The 18410-nt window shown below is 65.5% G+C and carries 17 protein-coding genes; 8 read left to right on the top strand and 9 right to left on the bottom strand.

The genetic code is table 11. The features are described from left to right. Positions 1–12 precede the first annotated feature (12 nt). Positions 13–1314 (bottom strand): acyl-CoA dehydrogenase family protein, encoded by a 1302-nt coding sequence (locus ACOGXA_RS00680; RefSeq protein WP_419925377.1) that lies wholly within the window; start codon positions 1312–1314, stop codon positions 13–15. Between the two features lie 118 nt (positions 1315–1432). On the opposite strand from ACOGXA_RS00680, the gene ACOGXA_RS00675 reads away from it, so the two are divergent. Both ACOGXA_RS00675 and ACOGXA_RS00670 read left to right on the top strand, forming a co-directional pair. Continuing rightward, positions 1433–2695, top strand: coding sequence for a Fic family protein (locus ACOGXA_RS00675; RefSeq protein WP_419925376.1), 1263 nt, complete (start codon positions 1433–1435; stop codon positions 2693–2695). Between the two features lie 156 nt (positions 2696–2851). Next, the gene (locus ACOGXA_RS00670) at positions 2852–3262 is read left to right on the top strand and encodes a hypothetical protein (RefSeq protein ID WP_419925375.1); all 411 of its coding nucleotides are present in this window, start codon (positions 2852–2854) and stop codon (positions 3260–3262) included. A 100-nt stretch (positions 3263–3362) separates the two neighbouring features. On the opposite strand, the gene ACOGXA_RS00665 is transcribed toward ACOGXA_RS00670, so the two are convergent. The 5 genes from ACOGXA_RS00665 to ACOGXA_RS00645 all read right to left on the bottom strand — a co-directional run bounded on the left by ACOGXA_RS00665 (position 3363) and on the right by ACOGXA_RS00645 (position 11914). Then, the gene (locus ACOGXA_RS00665) at positions 3363–4925 is read right to left on the bottom strand and encodes a trimethylamine methyltransferase family protein (RefSeq protein WP_419925374.1); all 1563 of its coding nucleotides are present in this window, start codon (positions 4923–4925) and stop codon (positions 3363–3365) included. Between the two features lies 1 nt (position 4926). Next, positions 4927–7359, bottom strand: coding sequence for an FAD-dependent oxidoreductase (locus tag ACOGXA_RS00660; RefSeq protein WP_419925373.1), 2433 nt, complete (start codon positions 7357–7359; stop codon positions 4927–4929). A 20-nt stretch (positions 7360–7379) separates the two neighbouring features. Then, positions 7380–9821 (bottom strand): GcvT family protein, encoded by a 2442-nt coding sequence (locus tag ACOGXA_RS00655; protein WP_419925372.1) that lies wholly within the window; start codon positions 9819–9821, stop codon positions 7380–7382. Positions 9822–9909: 88 nt separating this feature from the next. After that, positions 9910–10848, bottom strand: a complete 939-nt coding sequence (locus tag ACOGXA_RS00650) for a cyclase family protein (RefSeq protein ID WP_419925371.1) — start codon at positions 10846–10848, stop codon at positions 9910–9912. Positions 10849–10996: 148 nt separating this feature from the next. After that, complete coding sequence (locus ACOGXA_RS00645; RefSeq protein ID WP_419925370.1) at positions 10997–11914, bottom strand: SDR family NAD(P)-dependent oxidoreductase; 918 nt, start codon at positions 11912–11914, stop codon at positions 10997–10999. A 63-nt stretch (positions 11915–11977) separates the two neighbouring features. On the opposite strand from ACOGXA_RS00645, the gene ACOGXA_RS00640 reads away from it, so the two are divergent. The 5 genes from ACOGXA_RS00640 (at position 11978) to ACOGXA_RS00620 (ending at position 14606) form a co-directional block, all read left to right on the top strand. After that, a complete protein-coding gene (locus tag ACOGXA_RS00640) occupies positions 11978–12703 on the top strand; it encodes a metallophosphoesterase family protein (protein WP_419925369.1) in 726 nt (241 codons plus the stop codon). Between the two features lie 110 nt (positions 12704–12813). Then, positions 12814–13023 carry a hypothetical protein gene (locus tag ACOGXA_RS00635; RefSeq protein ID WP_419925368.1) on the top strand — a complete coding sequence of 70 codons (210 nt, stop codon included), beginning with the start codon at positions 12814–12816 and terminating at the stop codon, positions 13021–13023. 53 nt (positions 13024–13076) lie between these two features. Then, positions 13077–13571 (top strand): hypothetical protein, encoded by a 495-nt coding sequence (locus ACOGXA_RS00630; RefSeq protein WP_419925367.1) that lies wholly within the window; start codon positions 13077–13079, stop codon positions 13569–13571. A 193-nt stretch (positions 13572–13764) separates the two neighbouring features. Further along, the gene (locus ACOGXA_RS00625) at positions 13765–14076 is read left to right on the top strand and encodes a helix-turn-helix domain-containing protein (protein ID WP_419925366.1); all 312 of its coding nucleotides are present in this window, start codon (positions 13765–13767) and stop codon (positions 14074–14076) included. Beyond that, positions 14073–14606, top strand: coding sequence for a hypothetical protein (locus tag ACOGXA_RS00620; RefSeq protein ID WP_419925365.1), 534 nt, complete (start codon positions 14073–14075; stop codon positions 14604–14606). The genes ACOGXA_RS00625 and ACOGXA_RS00620 overlap by 4 nt, the downstream gene beginning before the upstream one ends. Before the next feature lie 13 nt (positions 14607–14619). On the opposite strand, the gene ACOGXA_RS00615 is transcribed toward ACOGXA_RS00620, so the two are convergent. After that, positions 14620–15483 carry an SMP-30/gluconolactonase/LRE family protein gene (locus ACOGXA_RS00615; protein ID WP_419925364.1) on the bottom strand — a complete coding sequence of 288 codons (864 nt, stop codon included), beginning with the start codon at positions 15481–15483 and terminating at the stop codon, positions 14620–14622. A 50-nt stretch (positions 15484–15533) separates the two neighbouring features. Between ACOGXA_RS00615 and ACOGXA_RS00610 the strand changes: the two genes are divergently transcribed. Then, the gene (locus ACOGXA_RS00610) at positions 15534–16442 is read left to right on the top strand and encodes a TauD/TfdA dioxygenase family protein (RefSeq protein ID WP_419925363.1); all 909 of its coding nucleotides are present in this window, start codon (positions 15534–15536) and stop codon (positions 16440–16442) included. A 2-nt stretch (positions 16443–16444) separates the two neighbouring features. Here ACOGXA_RS00610 and ACOGXA_RS00605 read toward each other — a convergent pair whose 3' ends face one another. Beyond that, positions 16445–17296, bottom strand: a complete 852-nt coding sequence (locus ACOGXA_RS00605; RefSeq protein ID WP_419925362.1) for an enoyl-CoA hydratase/isomerase family protein — start codon at positions 17294–17296, stop codon at positions 16445–16447. Further along, positions 17289–18404 carry an NAD-dependent epimerase/dehydratase family protein gene (locus ACOGXA_RS00600; protein ID WP_419925361.1) on the bottom strand — a complete coding sequence of 372 codons (1116 nt, stop codon included), beginning with the start codon at positions 18402–18404 and terminating at the stop codon, positions 17289–17291. The genes ACOGXA_RS00605 and ACOGXA_RS00600 overlap by 8 nt, the downstream gene beginning before the upstream one ends. Between the last annotated feature and the right edge of the window lie 6 nt (positions 18405–18410).

Raw genomic sequence — 18410 nt, 5'->3', positions numbered from 1 at the left:
CGGAAGTCTGGCTCAGGCGTTCAGCAGCTCCTCTTCGATGCGCTCGGCCATCACTTGTTGCGCCCACTCGATTTTGGCGGGGAGGTGCTCGGTGGGGAACAGGCCCTCAGACGGGCGGTGGTCCTTCAGCACCTGCTTGGCGATGGTGTCCTTGTGGACCTCGGTGGGGCCGTCGGCCACCCCGAAGGTGGGGGCCATCATCCACATGTTGGCCAGCGGGGTCTCGTTGGACATGCCCAGCGACCCGTGGATCTGCATGGATCGGAAGACCACGTCCATCAGCACCCGGGGGGTGGCTACCTTCACCCCGGCGATGTACAGCCGGGCCTTGGAGGTATCGGACTGGTCGATCTGCCAGGCGGCGTGCAGCACCTGCAAGCGGAACTGCTCGACCTGGATCCAGGAGTCGGCGATCATGTGCTGCACCGCCTGCTTCTCGGCTAGCAGCGACCCCTTGGTCTCCCGGCTGAGGGCCCGCTCGCACATCATGTCGAATGCCTTTTTGGCTGTTCCCACCGACCGCATGGCGTGGTGTACCCGGCCCCCGCCGAGGCGGGTTTGGGCGATCTTGAAGCCGGCCCCCTCCTCGCCCATCAGGTTCTCAGCCGGGACTCGGCACTCGTTGAACCGCAGGTAGCTGTGGGAGCCGTGGTCGCGGCGCTCGCCGCCCACGCCCACGTTGCGGACCAGCTCCAAGCCGGGGGCATCGTGAGGCACCAGCATCATCGACGATCCCCGATAAACCGACACATCGGGGTTGGTGATGAGCATGACGATGAGGAACTCGGCCCGCGGGTAGTTGGAAGCGAACCACTTCTCCCCGTTGATCACCCACTCGTCGCCGTCGCGATGGGCGGTGCAGGTGAAGTGGTTGGGATCAGACCCGCCCTGGGGCTCGGTCATGGAGTAGCAGGTGGAAATCTCCCCGGCCAGCAGCGGCTTGAGGTACTTCTCCTTCTGCTCATCGTTGCCGTAGTGGGCCAAGATCTCGGCATTGCCCGAGTCAGGCGCCTGGCTGCCGAACGCGGAGGGTCCGAACGAGGAGCGGCCCAAAATCTCGTTCATCAGCGCCAGCTGCACCTGGCCAAACCCCATGCCCCCCATCTCCGGTTTGAGGTGGCAGGCCCACAGCCCCCGATCCTTCACCTTCTCCTGGATGCGGCGCAGTTGCGACTGCACCTCCTCGTCGGTCTTGTCAAACGGCGACCGACCCCGGAAGTAGTGATCTAGCGGTTCGATATCCGTCCGCATCAACTCGGCGAGCCAATCCAAGTGATCTTGAAATTCAGGGTCAGTAGAAAAATCCCAGGCCATCTCTGGACTCTAGACCTCAAGAGGACGAACACAGCAGATCAGAGGCACAGTCGAGCCATTTTGTCGCTACATCTGACCATAACGACAATATTTTGATAGAATCACCTATAATGTCGCTATGGGGCGTTTTGTTGAGAGGTTTTGGGACGACCAACGACTCGCTTCGCGTTCTCCCATTCCCGGCGATGACGAATCGCAGATGTTCGGGGCATTTGTTCCCCTCAAGATCGCCCAGTGGATCCCAGTCCTCGATGAACGTGCCTCGCAGCGGGTACAAGAGGCAGAGGCCGAAGTGCGAGCGCTGGAAGCAGACCATGAGGGCAACGCGGCGCTGCCCGCAGAATGGCTGCTGCGGCGGGCTGAAAGCGCTGCTTCCAGCACAATTGAGGGAGTCCGCCCATCAGCGCGCCGATTGGCCCGGGCCGAGGCACAACTCGACCTGTTCGAAGATCGACCCAAATCCGCCGACCTTGAGGCGCTCCGCAATATTTCCGCTACAGACCACGCCTTGGAGGTCGCCGCCCTAAGACGCCCGATCACTTTGGACGATATCTGTGCTGTGCACCGCACCCTGATGGGCACCGACCCGACCGCTGGGCAAATGAGAGACACTCAGAACTGGATCGGCGTCGGCCATTTCTCCACTCCCCTCGACGCCGTGCATGTCCCCCCGCCACCCGGGGAAGTGCCAGGCCTTATGGACGATCTAGTGGCCTGCGCGAACCGCCCCGGCGTCAATCCCGTCATCCAGGCGGCCCTGGTGCATGCCCAATTCGAGACCATCCACCCGTTCGCCGACGGCAACGGGCGAACCGGACGCGCCCTCATCCACCTGATGCTCAGGCACAGCGGTTTGACCAAAGCGTGTACACCGCCGATCAGCTCTGCCCTCGCATTGCGCCGCGACGACTACCTGCGGGCATTGAACAAGACCCGCGTGGTGTGCAGCGAGACGAACCTGGATCGGTCGATGGCCATGTCCGAATGGATCTGGCTCCTCGCTGACGCCACCGCCGAAGCAGCCACGCTGGCCCGGCGGGTCATCGACTACGTCGCCGCAGTCCAAAACGAATGGAAGCAGAGGGCCGCGGCACAAGGTACACGCAGAACTAGCGCACCCATGCGCCTGATCGACGAACTGCCCGCCCATCCGGTGCTGAACGCCAAAAAGGCGGCCAGCTTGCTCGGAGCAGATATGCGCACCGCTCTTCGAAGCCTCAGATTGCTGTCAGAGTGCGGGATCCTGGTACAGCGCAGCGCCGGGAAGCGCAACCGGGTCTACGAAGCCGAGGACATCGTAGGGGCATACTCCGCACTCGCCTCGGCAAAGGCCGGCAACCAGGGCATCCCTAACCCTGGCGACACTCCGGCGAACCCATAACGACAACAAGCAAGTTTTTGCCAGAAGCTGTCGCTACAGAGAACCCATAACGACGGCCGGCACCGTCATCACCCAATATATGGGTTGGTCGTCACCCAAGATATTGGGCATCAGGCACCGTCAGGGGCGGCGAAACCGCCCACAGAAGCGCTGAAAGTGGCGAAACGGACAGGAATGCTCGGCGGGCTGCGCCGCGCCCTTAGGCACATAGCAGGCGAAGCGGAGATGATCGCCGAGACCTACGCCGACATGGGCACCGACCACGCTGGGGCGTTGTTCAACGAGATTATGGGAGACCAGTCATCCGACGGGGCGTTCTTCACCCGTCCCGTCACAGCCGACATTGCAGCGATGCTGGCCTTGGACGCCGTTGACCCCGACAACGATTCAGACTGGTCGGACAGCGACGTTTGGCGCGCCCACAAGACAGTCGATCTGGCCTGCGGATCGGGGACGGGGCCGTTGGGTTCTGTTTCTTGTGACTGGTTGAGTTCGGCATGGTGTCCTGCTTGCCGCCAGGAAGACTCCGGGCAGGGAGTCGGTGAGACTGCTGAAGCCTCTGGCTGATCGTCCAATGTCCTTCGATTTCGGGGGTTGACGGCTTCGTCTCAGCCAGCGACCCTCAAAAGTGTCCCAGAAATCGGCAAAACATGTCCCAAACAGGGTTTCAGCCGAGACAGCTACCAGCGGGTTTGACATTCCGCGCCAGCCCGGCGAGGTGGATGGGGAAGGCTTCGCGGATGCGGGCGTCAGCTTCGGGGGTGATGTGGTCGGGCTTGGGGCGGTTGAGCACTTCGGTCACGTAGTCGTGGGCCACGTCGTCCATCAGCCGGGCGCCGGCGTCTACCCAGTCGTCGGGGCTGAGGCGGTTTCCGATCTGGGGGTAGACGTACTCGGTTTGCATGAGCGACAGGGTTTGGGAGTGGCCGAGGAAGTGGCCTTCCCCGTGTACCACGTCGGCGATCACCTGGGTCGACAGCGTCTCGGGGGTGATCTCGATGCCCCGCACCGTGCGGTTGATGGCGCCCAGCATGTCGTTGTCGATCACCAGCGCCTCCAGCGAGCAGGCCATGATGCTGGCCAGCATCCCAGCCGACTCGTTGATCATGTTGGCCCCGGCGTTGGCGGCCAGGGTGATGGCGTTGGCCTTCTCGGCGCCGGCCTGGTTGTCGGGCAGTTTGGAGTCGGCCATGCCCGCGGCCACCCCCGCGGGCAGACCCAGATAGTTCACCACCTGGGCGGCCGCGGCGTTGATGATCGCCTCTTCGCCGCTGCCCCCGCTCATCGCCCCGGTGCGCAGATCGGACACGAACGGCCACATGCCCATCACGCAGGGATGGCCGGGCAAAATCAGGTTCACCGCAGTGAGGCCGGCCAGGCACTCGGCCAGGGCTTGCACCAGCGAGCCGGCCAGCGCAGCCGGCGAGGTGGCTCCGGCCTGCCCGGCCGACAGCAGGTTGATGGGCATCCCCCGGCGGGCCTGCTCGATGAGGCTCAGGGCCGACTCCTCGGCGAAACGCAGCGGGGGCACAACAAAGGTGTTGTTGGCGATGCAGAAGGGGCGGCGGGCGAACTCCCCTTCGCCGCCCAGCGCCATGTCGAACAGATCCACGCACTCATGCACGTGGTCGGGGTGGAACATGGACGTGCCCAGCGGCTTGGTGGTACCGGCCAAGATGGCGTAGGCGGTGTTGACATCCACCTCCCGGGCGGTCTCCATGTCGCGGGGGACCAAGGTCCGCACGAACACGTGGATGTTGTCGAGGGTGTCGACGATTCGGGCCACGTCGTACAGGTCGGCCAGGGTGCTGGGCCGGAAGCGCTTGGTGTCGTGGTCGAGCATCATCACCGCGGCCCCGCTGGTGCAGAAATGCACCCGGTTGCCGCCGATCTCCACCCCCCGGTCGGGGTCGAAGCCGTGCAGGGTGAACTCCTTGCAGGCGCCGTCCACGATCCGCTTCACAAGGTCGGGGGGGAACCGCAATCGGTCGTCGTCGTCCATCCGGCCCCCGTTGGCGGTGACCGCCTCGATGATCTCTGGGGTGGCCTGCCCCATGCCCAGATCGGCCAAAAGCCCGAGGGATGCCTCGAAAACGTCGTCACATTGCCCTTCGGACAGGGGCTTGTAGGCCCCGCCGGGCATCCCCGGCCAAACGGCCCGGGCATCGGCTTCGGGCGGGGCCTCCCGCATCGCCACCCGGGCCGCCCGTCCTCCTGCTCGTCGTACCATATCAAGCCCTCGGTTTCTCGTTGTTCGGATCGTAGGCGGGGCCGTCGAGCACCATCGCCGGACGGCGGTCGCTCATGAGCTGCACCTCGAAGCGGGTGCCCGGGGCTTTGTACTGGGGTTTCACATAGGCGAAGGCCAGGCCGCGGCCGGTGGTGTGGCCCCACGTTCCCGATGTGGTCAGCCCAATGAGCTCATCGCCGTCGTACACCGGCTCGTTGCCCCGGCAGTCGTTGTCGGTGGTGTCCACCTCGCAGTACACCAGGATCATCTCGATGTCGTCGCCCAAGGCCAGCCGTTCCTCGGAGGCCTTTTTACCCTGGAACTCGCCCGACCAGTCCACGAACCGGCCCAGGTCGGCCTCCACCGGGGTGATCTCGGTGGTGAGCTCGAAGCCCATCGCCTTGTAGGCCTTCTCGATGCGCATGGTGTTCATGGCGTAGGCGCCGTAGTGGACCATGCCCAACGGCTCGCCCGCCTCCACCAAAGCGTCGTAGAGCTCGGCGGTGTGCTCTTGGGAGTGGTGCAGCTCCCAGCCCAGCTCGCCCACATACGACACCCGCAAGGCCAGGCACGGAACCCCGGCCACGTCGATCTCCTGGCTGGTGAGCCAGCGGAACCCAGGGGCCTCCAGCTCAGCGTCGGTGAGCTGGGCCAGGATCTGGCGGGACAGAGGCCCCGACACCGCCAGGATGCCCAAGTCGTCAGTTCTGTCAGTGACGGTGACGTCCTCGCCGGATTGCACATGGTGGGCCAGCCAGTCGCGGTCGTGGAACTGCCCGACCACTGCCGAGTTCAGGTAGAACCGGTCGGGGGCCAGTCGGGTGATGGTCATCTCGGTTTCGATACCACCCAGCTCGGTCAAGAAGTGGGTGAGGCGCATCCCCCCGTCTTTGGCCGGCATCCGGTTGGCGGTCAACCGGTCGAGCAGGGCTTCGGCGTCGGCCCCGGTCACCTCGAATTTGGAGAAGGCGGTGAGATCGGCGATGCCGGCCCGCGCCCGGGTGGCCCGGCATTCGGCGCCCACGATGTCGAAGGCGTTGGAATGCCGGAAGGTGTGGGCCTCGGGCTCGCCGTAGTACTGGGGGCGCTCCCAGCCGAAGATCTCCATCCACTGGGCTTGCCGGGCGTCGAGCCGGTCGTAGATGGGGTCGGCTTTCTGGGGGCGGCCGGCAAAGCGCTGCTCGCCGGGCAGGCGGGTGGCGTACATCTCGTGGAATTCGTCGATGGCCTTCTCTATGGCGTACCGCCCGGTGGGGCCGCAGTGGTCGCCGAAGCGGCGAGGATCCATCTCGGCCACGTTGATCTCGGTCTGGCCGTGCGCCATCCACTGGGCCAGATACTTGCCCGCGCCCGGACCCTGGGTGATCCCTATGGAAGCACCCGCGCACAGCCAGTAATTGCGCAGGCCCGGCACCGGCCCCATGAGGTAGCCCGAGTCGGGGGTGTGGGTGATCGGCCCGCTGACTACGGTCTTGATACCGGCGTCGGAGAAGGCCGGTATCCGCTTGCCGGCCTCGATCAGCCAGGGCATGAGCTGGTCGAGGTCGGGCGGGGTCAAATAGAAGTGCTTGTCCCAGTCGATGCCCTCGAGCCCATAAGTCTGGGCGTTTTCCCGCTCATAGGGACCGACCAGCAGCGAGTCGATCTCACGCCGGTAGTAGGCCGAGGCTCGGGGGTCGCGGATCACCGGCGGGTCGAAGTCGCCCAGCTCCTTCATCTCGGCCATGGCCTCGGTGATGAGGTACTGGTGGATCACCGACACGATGGGCACGTCCAAGCCCACCATGGCGCCGAGCTGGGGGGCATAGCACCCCGCCGCGTTCACCACATGCTCGGCGATGATGCGGTGGGTCTCGCCCTTGACCTCGCACATCAACTCCCAGCGGTGGTCGGGAAGCTGGTTCATGTCGGTGACCAGCGTGTGGCGGTAGACCTCGCCGCCCAATTGCCGGGCGCCTTTGACCATGGCCGCGGTGACGCTGGACGGGTCGGTCCAGCCGTCGTGAGGGGTCCATATGCCCATCAGCACGTCGGATACGTCCATGAACGGCCAGTGGTCGAGGATCTCCGAGGGCTCGATCAGGTGGTTCTCGATCCCGACCAGGTCGAGCATCCCGCTGACGTAGCGGAACCAGTCCACCTGGTGACGGTCGAGCGCCAGGCGGATGGCGCCGGTGCCGTGCCAGCCGCTGGCCAGCCCGGTCTCTTCCTCGATGCGAGCGTAGAGGTCGGGTGCCACCGCATGGCACTTGGCCATGTTCAGGCTGCCGATGAAGTGGGGAATGAGGCCCGCGGCGTGCCAGGTGGAGCCCGAAGACAGCTCGCCCTTCTCCACCAGCACCGTGTCGGTCCAGCCCTCGTGGGCCAGGTGGTAGAAGAGGCCCGCGCCCATGGCTCCCCCGCCGATGATCACAACCTGGGCTTCATCGCGCATGGCTGGCCGCTCCCTATTACTCAGAGTCGAACCCGCTCTTTGCGGGGATCGTAGAACGAACGGAGAGACGACGCGGCGGCAATCCGGCGGCCGGCCACCTCGATCTCGAATTGACCAGCCTCCAGCCAGCTTTTGGTCACCCCGTCGGGGCAGTTCACATAACCCACGGCCAGGGCTCGGCCCTCGGTATAGCTCCACATCCCGCTTGAGGTGCGGCCCACCATCTGGTCGTGGCGGTAGATCGGCTCGTCGTGGTACAGCAGCCACTCGGGGTCTTCGAGGCGGAGCTTGACGAGGCGCTTGGTGCGGGGCGATTCCCGCTGGGCGGCCAGCGCATCTCGGCCCCGGAAGCCGCCGACCTTGTCCCACGCCACCGCAAACCCCAGACCGGCCTCCAAGGGGGTGTCCTCGTCGGTGATGTCGTGTCCCCAGTGGCAATAGCCCGCCTCCATGCGCAGCGAGTTCATGGCGTGGTAGCCGGCGGGGAGCAGCCCCAGGGGAGTGCCCGCGTCAACCAAGGCGTCGTACAAGGCGACGGCTTGGTCGCGGGGCACGTAGAGCTCCCAGCCCAGCTCGCCCACATAGGTCATGCGCAGCGCCAGCACATCGGCGCCGGCCACGCTCAGGTCTTGGGCAGTGCCGAACGGGAAGCCGTCGTTGCCGAGGTCGGCGTCGCAGATCTGGCTGAGCACCGCCCGGGAGTTCGGCCCCATGAGCCCCAGTACGGCGTATTGGTCGGTGACGTCGCAAAGCGTCACGTCCCGACCCCGGGCGGCTCGCCTGAGCCAGGCCCAGTCGCGGGTTGCCGAACCCGCGGAGGTGACAACCCAATAGGAGTTCTCGCCCCGGCGGGTCATGGTGAGGTCGGCCTCGATGCCGCCCTGGTCGTTGAGCCACTGGGAATACACCGACCGGCCGACGGCTACGTCCACCTCGTTGCCGCTGATCCAGTTGAGCAAGGCCATGGCGTCGGGGCCGTCCACGGTGAACTTGGCGAACGAGGTCTGGTCGAACAGGCCCGCCGCGTTGCGGACCGCCTCGCACTCCACCCCGCTGGCCTTGAACCAGTTCTGCGGTCCCCAGCTGTAGTGGTACTCCCGCTCTTGGCCAACCTCGGCGAACCAGTTGGGCCTCTCCCACCCCCCGGCCTCACCGAAAACCGCGCCGGCGGCGTCGATGCGGTCGTGCAGCGGCGAGATCCGGATGCCCCGGGCGGTGTCGTACTGCCGGAACGGCCAGTGCATGGCATAGAGCAGCCCCAGGCTCTCGGGGATGCGGGCGTCGAGGTAGGCGGGCTCGCGCTGGAACCCGAACGAGCGGCGGATGTCCACCGCCGAGAGGTCCATGGGCGGGTGGCCGTCGACGATCCAGTCGGCCAGCACCCAGCCCACCCCGCCCGCCGACTGGATGCCCACCGAGTTGAACCCGGCGGCCACGAAGCAGCGGTCGACCTCGGGCGACTCGCCCAGGTAGTACACGCCGTCTGGGGTGAAGGCCTCGGGGCCGTTGAAGAAAAGCTGCAAGCCCGCCTCCCCCAGCACCGGCATGCGGTGGACGGCCCGCTCGAAGATCGGCCCGACGTGATCCCAGTCTTCGGGCAGGGTCTTGAACTGGAGGTCTCGGGGGATGCCGTCGAGATTCCAGACCTTGCCCCGGGGCTCGAAGAAGCCGGCCATGACCTTGCCGGTCTCCTCTTTGAAATAGGTGTAGTTGGACGGGTCGCGCACCGTGGGCATGTTGGGCTGCACGCCCTCGATGGGCTCGGTGACGATGTAGAAGTGCTCGCAGGCCTGCACCGGCACGCTCACCCCGGCGGTGGCGGCCAGTTGGCGGGTCCAGATTCCGGCGGCCAGCACGACGGTCTCGGCCTCTATCCGGCCAGCCTCGGTGTCCACCCCCACCGCTCGGCCGTCTTCGACCACCACGCCGGTGACCGCGGTGCCCTGGACGATGCGGGCACCTCGGGCCCGGGCGCCTTTGGCCAGGGCCATGGTGGTGTCCACCGGCGAGGTGATCCCGTCTTGGGGGATGAACAGGGCGCCCACCAAATCGTCGATATTGAGCAGCGGGCACAGCTCGCGGGCCTCGTCGAGCTCGATCTCGCGGATGTCCACTCCCACGGTGCGGGCCATGGACATGCCCCGCAAAAGCTCCTCCCACCGCTCGTTATCGGATGCCACCGAGATGGAACCCGGCGCCCGGTAGCCGGTGGCCTGGCCGGTTTCGGCTTCGAGGTCTTCGAACAGCTGGGCCGAGTAGGTGGCCAGTCGGGTGAGGCTGTGGTTCGACTTGAGCTGGCTGACCAACCCCGCGGCGTGCCAAGTGGTGCCGCTGGTGAGCTGCCCCTGCTCGATGAGCAACACATCGGTCACCCCGCGTCGGGTGAGGTGGTACGCGATAGAACTGCCGATTATCCCGCCACCGACGATCACCACCTGGGCCCGATCGCCGAGATCAGCCATCACACCTCATAAGCGCTCCAGTGCTACAAGGTTGTCTGCGGATATACCGAAGCCCTGGCCTCGCAGTGGGTGATGAAAAGGTCTTGCGCTACAAAATTGCCAGGGGATTCACCGGCGAACCGGTGCCGTAGCGTAACACCAGTGGAGCGCATACGTACTGGAAATCCCAGCGGCCCAGCTCGGCGCAACGGGCGGCCACCGCCTCGAAATCGGCGTTGTCGATGATGGGCATGCCCATGTACGGCAACAGGATGTGGTGGACGTGCAGCGCGATGCGAATGGGCAGCGGATTGGGGATGCCCTGGTCGTCTTGGGGGGCGTCCTGGAAGTCCCAGGTCAGACAGGACGCGTCGGTCTCGTAGAGGAACTCGATGGCCGAGGCGTGGACCCCGGCGTTTGACCCCATTGCCTGGGATGTGCCGGTCTTCTCGAAGTACACGTCCATGCCGCTGCGGATGCACACCGCATCGCCGGGTCGGGGCTCAATGCCCTGGGCGGCGGCCACATCGGCCAGTTCCCAGCCATGAACCGGCTCGCCGGGCGCCACGTAATCGGTGCCCCGGAACCGGGGGACGTCGTAGAGCACCCCACGGGTGACGATGCCGTCGCGCCAGTAGTCGATGGTGCCGGTGTGCTCGGCCGGCATGGGGGGCTTGGCGAACTCCTTGTTGTTCCAGAACTTGCCTCCGCCGTCCACCGGCAGGTGGCACAGGGCGTCGATGTGGGTCTGCACGAACCCGTGGATGAACATCCCGAAGTAGTCGGCCATCGCCCCCGAATCCCCGACACCCACGAAATGATGGGCCGGATAGGGGTTGGCCGGGCCAGCGTGGGTGTCGATGGGCCGGCTCATCGACACCGCTTCTCCCGTTTGCACGAGGGCAGCCGCTGCTCGGCGGGCTTCGGGGGTGATGTGGTTGAGGGTGCCCAACTCGTCGTCGTCCCCCCACCGGCCCCAATTGCAGAACCGCTCCCGATAGGCGGCGTATTCTTCGGCGGTCGGCGGCGTGCGGTCACTAAGTCCCATAAGGCAGTATCTACCACAGCGACCGCCGAGGGGTGCTAGGACAGGGCTACCGGCAAGCGGGCCAGCCCGCGCAGGGTGAGCCGGTCCTTCCATGGGGGATTGGCATACACCCCTGGATCGGTAACGATCCGCAAGAACAGCTCATCGCTCATGGGCGCGGGCTGTGGACCCGGCCGAAGGTGTAGGCGTCGGGCCAGCCCCGTCGGGCGAGGTTGGCCTCTTGGCGGGCGATGGCCGCGGGAATGTCGGCTGGCTGCCAGCCCTCAACCAAAGACTCGCCCATGAGATCGCGAACTGGCCGGTCAAGCTCCACCAAGAGTTGCAGGCTGAAGGCGATGCGTCCCGTGAGCACGTCGGGGTCGCCGGTTAGCAAGGCCAAGGCGGCTTCGGCCATGGTGTCCAGCGGTTCGAACATCTCCTCGTCGATCCAACCGCCTTCAACCAGCACAGGAGTGGCTACGGCCGCCTGGGGAGTGAGTGCGTTCACCGCGACCCCCTGTCCCTCGCACTCGCTGGCCGCTGATACGGTCAGCTTGTTGAGCGCTGCCTTGGGCGCCCCGTAAACGAAGCCGGCCTTCGACGGCTTGCTCGACGGAAACGGGGGTCCAGGAGGCAACTCAGCGGAAAAGGTGGTGAGGTTCAAGATCGTGCCGCTCCCTCGCTCCCGCATCCCGCCGATGACGGCCTTCATCAACTCCCAAGGCGCCCACAGGTTGACTTGCAGGCTCAGCTCGAGTTGCTTGGGCGTGACCTCCTCGAACGGGTGGTAACCACCGAAAGCGGCGTTGTTGACCAGGATGTCGATGGGGCCGAACGCCTCCTCGGTCTTGGGCACCAACTCGGTACGAGCCCCAGTCGGATCGCTTAGGTCGGACGGAAGCACCAGGCACTCCCCACCAAACGACTCAATGCGGTTCTTGGTGGCGGCCAAACCCTGCTCATCGCGGGCGGTGATGGCCACTCGGGCGCCCTCGGCGGCCAGGCGAATCGCAATCGCCGTGCCTGTGCCGCCCTTGCTGGCGCCGGTAACCAGCGCAACCTTGCCGTCGATGGCCCGTTCTGCCATAGCCTTGCCTTCCCGAGTGGAATCCCTGGCGAGCCTACGTCAACCCATAGATCAGAGGGCTTAGTGACCGACAACCAACCCCTTCGACGCCGAGCCCTCTCACTGTTGCACACGTCGGACTGCCACCTGGGAACAGGTCCAGCCCGTCGCCAGGAGGCAGCGTTCGCATCGGCCATCGATTTGGCCATCACCGAAGCAGTGGACGTCTTCATGATCTCCGGCGATCTCTTCGACCACAACCGAGTTGGCGACGACGTGCTGAGCTGGGCCGCCGACCAGTTGGCCCGGCTGTCGTGCCCAGTGGTGATGATCGCCGGCAACCACGACGCCCATCCCGAGTCGTCGGTGCTCCACCGATTTGGACCCCACATCCACGATCTCCCGATCACCATCCTCGACGACCTCGAAGGGTCATCAACTCACTATCCGGAGTTGGACCTCACCGTGTGGGGCAAGTCGATGGACGACCACCACCCTGGCTTCCACCCCCTCGACGCTCTCCCCAACCGCCCAGACCAAGGCTGGTGCGTCGCCATGGGCCACGGCCTGGTCATGCCCGACGAATCGCCGTCGTACCGCTCGTCTCCTATCTACCCCAGCCACCTCGACGCCATCGACTGGGACTATGTGGCCCTGGGCCACATCCACCGCCACCAGATAATCCGCGAATCCCCCTCGGTAATCGCCTACTCCGGCGCCACCGCCGAATCTCTCGAAGGCCAGCCCGCAGCAGTGCTCGTCACCCTCGACCCCGATACCGGCGTATCGCTGAACCTGCGAGAGCTGTAGACGCACGCAAGTAACTGTCACCAGGGTTCACTACGATTTGATTCGTGACGGAGCGACTCAACCCCCCCGGTCGCCCCCCTGATACCCCCCAACACATTTGGCGGCGTCAGATGGACGCGATCCGTGCCCGCACGGTGCCGGAGCGCCTTGAGGAGTGGCGCCAACTCAACGAAGCCGGTGCGATCATGGAGGAGGAGGCGGTGCGAAGGCGCCACCCCGACTACAGCGACCGAGAGGTCTTCTTGGCCCTTGTCGTTACCCGCTATGGAGAAGAGCTTGCCCATCAGGTGTGGCCTGACTCCGAGGGGATAGAACCCTGATCGAACTTGCTGCTGCGCTGGAGCGCACCATTCGAGCTCTTGAATCCGCGGGCGTGGACTACATCGTGGTCGGCTCCACAGCCGCGGCCGCTTGGGGGGTGGCCCGAATGACTCGTGATGTGGACATCGTGGTTCTCATGGCCCCCGAGTCCGGAGAGGACCTGTTCCAGGCACTCCGGGCGGACGACGTCTACTTTCCAGAGTCAGACGCCCGTCAAGCGGTTGGGTTCGGAGGCTCATTCAACATCCTCCACCCGCAAAGCGGCGGCAAAGTCGACGTGTTCGCTGTTCCCGCCTCCAACGCGTTCACCCAGTCCAGAATAGCTCGGAGAGTTCGAACCAAGATTCTCGGTGTAGAAGCATGGATAGCCACACCTGAAGACCTTGTGCTGGCCAAGCTTCGTTGGCGACTCGAATCGCGCTCTGAGACGCAGTGGCGGGATTGCACAGAGATCGCCGCCATCAACGACCTAGACATCAGCTATATGCGGAGATGGGCACCCGAACTAGGCGTACAGGAAGACTTGGTTGACTTGCTGGACGGGTGACCAAGTCAACCTGATCGCCGAGGAGCCTTCTCCAAACCCGCGCCTGAAGGGTCTGTGTGCCCGGCTGGGGGAGCTGTCGGACTATCCCGAGGCACGCCATCATAGGGTGTCACTGCCGACCCGATGGAGGCTGGGCGTTCCGAATGACTCGATCGACCCGACATTTGGTATCCGATCAGATACCATTGGCTCTATGAATGCGGCCGAGGTGATCCGCACCGCCCGTTGCCGGGCCGGGCTGACGCTGCGGGCGCTGGCCACCCGGGCCGGTACCTCCCACTCGGCGATTGCCGCTTACGAATCGGGAGCAAAGACGCCGTCGGCCTCCACCCTCGATCGGATCATCCAAGCCGCAGGGTTCGCCCTCGACCGAGAACTCTGTCTCCGGGTGCGAGGTGACGACCGGCTCGATAGGGGCACCGAGTTGGCTGCCGTCCTGGAACTGGCCACCGAGTTCCCTGCCCGCCGCTCCCCCACGCTTGAGTTCCCCGTTTTCGGACGATGAACCTGGTCGAGCAGGTCGTCGGCCTTCATCGGGCGTTGGACGACGCTGACATCCCCCACTCCTTCGGAGGCGCACTGGCTCTGGCCTGGTGCACCCAGCAGGCCCGGGGCACCATCGACATCGACGTGAACCTCTTTGTCGGCCTCGAACACATCGATCGGGCGCTGGCCGCACTCCCGGAGGGGGTGGCAATTACCGCCGACAGCCGGCGCGAGCTGGAATCAGACGGTCAAACCCGGTTGTGGTGGGGGACGACTCCAGTCGACATCTTCTTCAACACCACCCCATTCCACGAGGCCGCTGCCCGCCGAGCCCGGTATGAGCAATTCGGCGGCACGGCGGTCCCCTTCCTGGCCTGTCGGGATCTGGCCGTGTTCAAGGCCTTCTTCGACCGGACAAGAGATTGGGCTGATCTGGAGGACATGAACGCAGCCGGCACCCTTGACCACGAGGCTGTACTCGGCGTGCTCGTCCGCTACCTCGGTGGCGAAGACCACCGAATAGCCCGCCTCCGATCCCTCGCCGACTAGTGGCCCGGCTCGCTCAGGGCTTGCCGACCCCGGGGACGGTGGCTTCGGTGGCGTAGATGGAACCGGTTGCCGCGGCGGTCACCACTTCCTTCTTCCAGTCGTCGGCGGCGCAGATCAAGAGCGTGCGGCGGTCGTCGCCGCCGAGCACGCAGGCGACGGGCACTTTGGGGGCCATGTCGTGGGAGTCAGTCACCTCCCCGCCGGGGAGCACCCGGAACACCCGAAGGCCCAGGGGGTCGGCCACCCACACCGCGCCCTCGGCGTCGAGGCAGATGCCGTCGGGCGGAGCCACCGGTGCCCTGTTCGATTCGGGCACCAATTCGGCGTAGACCCTTCGGTTGGACAGGGTGCCGTCGGGGGCCACGTCAAACGCGGTAAGCCGGAAGGCCGCGCTCTCGGCCACGATCAGCGTTTCCTCGTCAGGGGACAGAATGTGGCCGTTGGGGGCTTCCATCCCGTCGGCACCCACGCTCAGCGAGCCGTCGGGGGCCACCATCAGGGTCTGGGCAGTTTGCCGCTCGCCCCCTGCGTGGATGCGGGCCCCCATGTCGCCGATGTAAGCGGTGCCGTCGGAGCGCACGATCATGTCGTTGACGTCGCCGATGGCCAGCGGCGACAGGTCGGCATGCTCTGCCATCGATCCGTCGGGCTCTTGGCGCAGCAGCTTCTGGGTGGACATGGCCACCACCAGCAGCCGTCCGTCGGGCAGCCAGCCCAGCCCGGAAGGGTCGTCCCAGTCGACCACCGCTACCGTCTCGGCGTTGCCGTCGAGATCGGTACGGATCACCCGGTGGGCGTGCATGTCGGAGAACCACAGGGCGCCGTCGTGCCACCGGGGTCCCTCGGAGAAGTTGAGCCCGTCCAAGATCGTGCGCATCAGGTGCCTCCTCATCGGTTTGGTCGCTGACGAGATGGCACAATAGCCCCATGACCATGACCCTCACCCCCGGCATCGACGCTGACGAGTCATACGAAACCATCCAAGTGGACCGGATCGGCGGTTCATTGGGTGCAGTGGTTTCCGGGGTGGACCCCCGAGACGGCCTGACCGAACAGCAGTTCGCCGAGATCCACGAGGCGCTGCTCCGCCACGAGGTGATTTTCTTCCGCAGCGTGCCCATGAGCGCCGACGACCAACTGGAGCTCGCCTCGCTTTGGGGCCAGCCCAGCATCTACCCCTTGCAGACGATTCTGGGAACCACCGAGCCGTCTACATCGGTCATCCGAGATGACGCCGAAAGCCTGCCCACCACCGACAACTGGCACACCGACGTTACCTGGATCGAGGTGCCCCCAAAGGTCGCCCTGCTCCAGTCGCTGGTGGCGCCCCCCTATGGCGGCGACACCATGTGGTGCAGCATCACCTCGGCCTACGACGCCTTGTCAGAACCCATGCGAGCCATGATCGACGGGTTGGAACTCCACCACTCCAACTACCCGCAGTACTGCACCAACATGGCCGAGAAATCAGGCAGCTGGGATTTGGTGCCATTGCTGCGGGAGGCCTACCCCGGCGTGAACCACCCGCTGGTGCGCACCCATCCCGAGACCGGGCGGCGTGCGCTGTATGTGGCCACCAACTTCCAGCAGTACGTGGTGGGCATGAACGAGGCCGAAGGCGAGGCTCTGCTCGACTTCCTTTTGCGCCATATCAACCAGCCCCGCTTCCACTGCCGGTGGTCGTGGACTGAGGGCGATCTGGCCATCTGGGACGAGCGGTCCACCAACCACCGGGGTGTGTCGGATCACTATCCCCAGGTCCGGGAGGTGCGCCGCTGCACCGTGGACGGCGACCGCCCCTACTTTGACCCGTCGGTGCCCCACCAGCCCAAGTAGGCCTACCAGCCCCAGTAGTCGCCGCCGAAGCGCTCGTCGCGCTCGGCCAGCGCGCCCTTCATGCCCTTCTCCCGCGATGTCTCGTGGAAGTCGAACTCGTCGGGACTGCGGCGAGTGCCCATCACAAAGAGGGGGTGGACGCCGTAGTGGGGGGTGAAAGCCTGGCCGATCCCCAGCATGTCGTAGGCCAAGTGGGCCACGGCGCGACCGGTGGCGATTCCGTCGCGGGGCAGGCTGGTCAGCGCCCCGGTGAGTTGGCCCACCGCCTCGTCAAGGTCATCTCGGGGCACCACCCGGTTGACCAGGCCCAGTCGCTCGGCCTCCGCGGCGTCGAACTTGCGCCCGGTCACCACCAGCTCGTTGGTCCGCTTCAACCCGATCTGGGAGGCCAGCATGGGATAGAGCCACGAGGTGCCCGCCGAGCCGAAGCGCTCCTCGGGCAGGCCGAATGTTGTGTCGTCGGACACCACGGCAAAATCGCACACCAGCAGCAGATAAAGCCCCGCACCGATACACGGTCCGTGAACTCGAGCCACGATGGGCTTGGCCGAGTACAGCAGATCGCGCATCACCCAGGCCCGGCGGCGCAGACCGGCTATGGCGAACCGCCCGCCTTTGGTCTCGGCCCCGCCGTAGAAGTCGTCAGGGCTGGACAGGTCGAATCCCGCGGTGAACCCCCGTCCTGCTCCGGCCAAGACGATGCACTTGACGTCGTCGTCGGCCTCGGCTTGGCGAACAAAAGCCACGATTTGGTCGAACATCTCATCGGTCAGCGCGTTGAACACCTCCGGCCGGTTGAGGGTGATCCGCGCCACCGCCCCGTCAGTCGTATAGGTCACTTGGTCTTCAGCCATGGCCCCTATCCTGCATGGTTTGCACGTGGGCTGCGATTTGGTCCTCGAAGGTGAAGTCCAAGTCGAGGCTCTGGTCGAGGCCTTCGGCCACCATCCAGCGATGGACATGGTCGACCATGGCGGCCAGGGTGTAGTCGGGCTCCCAGCCGATGTCGGTCCGGAGGCGGTCGACGGAGAAGACAACGCTGCGGTTCCAGCGGTGGAGGTTGGGGGCCAGCCGCTGTACGAGCTGAGCCAGCTTGAACCTCCGCCGGGTTTGGTCGGCATTGGCTCGGGCCTCATCTGAGCTGCGGATGTCGATCTTCACCGGTGAGGCCTGCCCCTCCTCAAACACCAGGGTGCCGTCCCACAGGTCGTCCATCACCGGGGCGGGGATGAACACCTTGTCGGCCTCTGTTCCCAGCACCTCGGCAAAGGTGTCCACGTAGCCCTCGTCTGATTGATAGGTCCCGCCGGTGAGGTTGTAGCGCTTTCCGAAGGTCTGGGGCTGGAGCATCATCATCCGCAGCGCTCGCGACTGATCGTCCACGTGCCCCACCTGGCCCACGGTGGTGCCATCGCCGGGGATCAGCACCGGCCGGCCCCGAAGCAGCCGCAGGATCATCCGCTGCTCCCGGTCGGCCAGGATGTTCCGGGGGCCGAACACCATCGAGAAGGGAACGATGGTGGCCGGGAACCCCCGGCGACGCCAGGCATCGATGAGGATGTCCTCGCACAGCAGCTTGTGCAGCCCGTACTCGATCTGGTGGGGACCCCGGTCAACAGGATGGTCCTCGGTGATGGGAAGGATGTCGGCAGGGGCGTAGATGACGGTGGACGAGGCGAAGATGTAATGCCCGACGCGGCCCTCGAACACCTCGACCATCAGCTCCACATCGTCCGGGTGGTAGGCGCTCATGTCCTGGACGACATCGAAGCTCTCGCCGCTGAGCACCGACCGCGCCTGGTCGTGGTCGGTGCGGTCGGCCACCAGCCGGCGAACCGACCGGGGGAAGTCCACCGCCGTGCGCCCCCGGTTCAACACCGTCACCTCGTGGCCATGCTTCACCAACTCCATGACCAGCGAGTAGCCGTTGAACTGGCTCCCGCCCATCACCAAGACCTTCATTCGTGC

The organism is Candidatus Poriferisocius sp. (assembly GCF_965208475.1).
In the GTDB taxonomy this organism is placed as follows: Bacteria; Actinomycetota; Acidimicrobiia; order Acidimicrobiales; family Bin134; genus Poriferisocius.
This window is presented reverse-complemented; position numbering and strand designations above follow the sequence as displayed.

Bases quoted from the DNA above. Each gene is read 5' to 3' on its own strand.
- ACOGXA_RS00655 (WP_419925372.1), bottom strand. From the start codon at position 9,821: ATGGCTGATCTCGGCGATCGGGCCCAGGTGGTGATCGTCGGTGGCGGG.
- ACOGXA_RS00650 (WP_419925371.1), bottom strand. From the start codon at position 10,848: ATGGGACTTAGTGACCGCACGCCGCCGACCGCCGAAGAATACGCCGCC.
- ACOGXA_RS00605 (WP_419925362.1), bottom strand. From the start codon at position 17,296: ATGGCTGAAGACCAAGTGACCTATACGACTGACGGGGCGGTGGCGCGG.
- ACOGXA_RS00615 (WP_419925364.1), bottom strand. From the start codon at position 15,483: ATGCGCACGATCTTGGACGGGCTCAACTTCTCCGAGGGACCCCGGTGG.
- ACOGXA_RS00620 (WP_419925365.1), top strand. From the start codon at position 14,073: ATGAACCTGGTCGAGCAGGTCGTCGGCCTTCATCGGGCGTTGGACGAC.
- ACOGXA_RS00665 (WP_419925374.1), bottom strand. From the start codon at position 4,925: ATGGTACGACGAGCAGGAGGACGGGCGGCCCGGGTGGCGATGCGGGAG.
- ACOGXA_RS00645 (WP_419925370.1), bottom strand. From the start codon at position 11,914: ATGGCAGAACGGGCCATCGACGGCAAGGTTGCGCTGGTTACCGGCGCC.
- ACOGXA_RS00600 (WP_419925361.1), bottom strand. From the start codon at position 18,404: ATGAAGGTCTTGGTGATGGGCGGGAGCCAGTTCAACGGCTACTCGCTG.
- ACOGXA_RS00680 (WP_419925377.1), bottom strand. From the start codon at position 1,314: ATGGCCTGGGATTTTTCTACTGACCCTGAATTTCAAGATCACTTGGAT.
- ACOGXA_RS00675 (WP_419925376.1), top strand. From the start codon at position 1,433: ATGGGGCGTTTTGTTGAGAGGTTTTGGGACGACCAACGACTCGCTTCG.
- ACOGXA_RS00660 (WP_419925373.1), bottom strand. From the start codon at position 7,359: ATGCGCGATGAAGCCCAGGTTGTGATCATCGGCGGGGGAGCCATGGGC.
- ACOGXA_RS00625 (WP_419925366.1), top strand. From the start codon at position 13,765: ATGAATGCGGCCGAGGTGATCCGCACCGCCCGTTGCCGGGCCGGGCTG.
- ACOGXA_RS00610 (WP_419925363.1), top strand. From the start codon at position 15,534: ATGACCATGACCCTCACCCCCGGCATCGACGCTGACGAGTCATACGAA.
- ACOGXA_RS00635 (WP_419925368.1), top strand. From the start codon at position 12,814: ATGGACGCGATCCGTGCCCGCACGGTGCCGGAGCGCCTTGAGGAGTGG.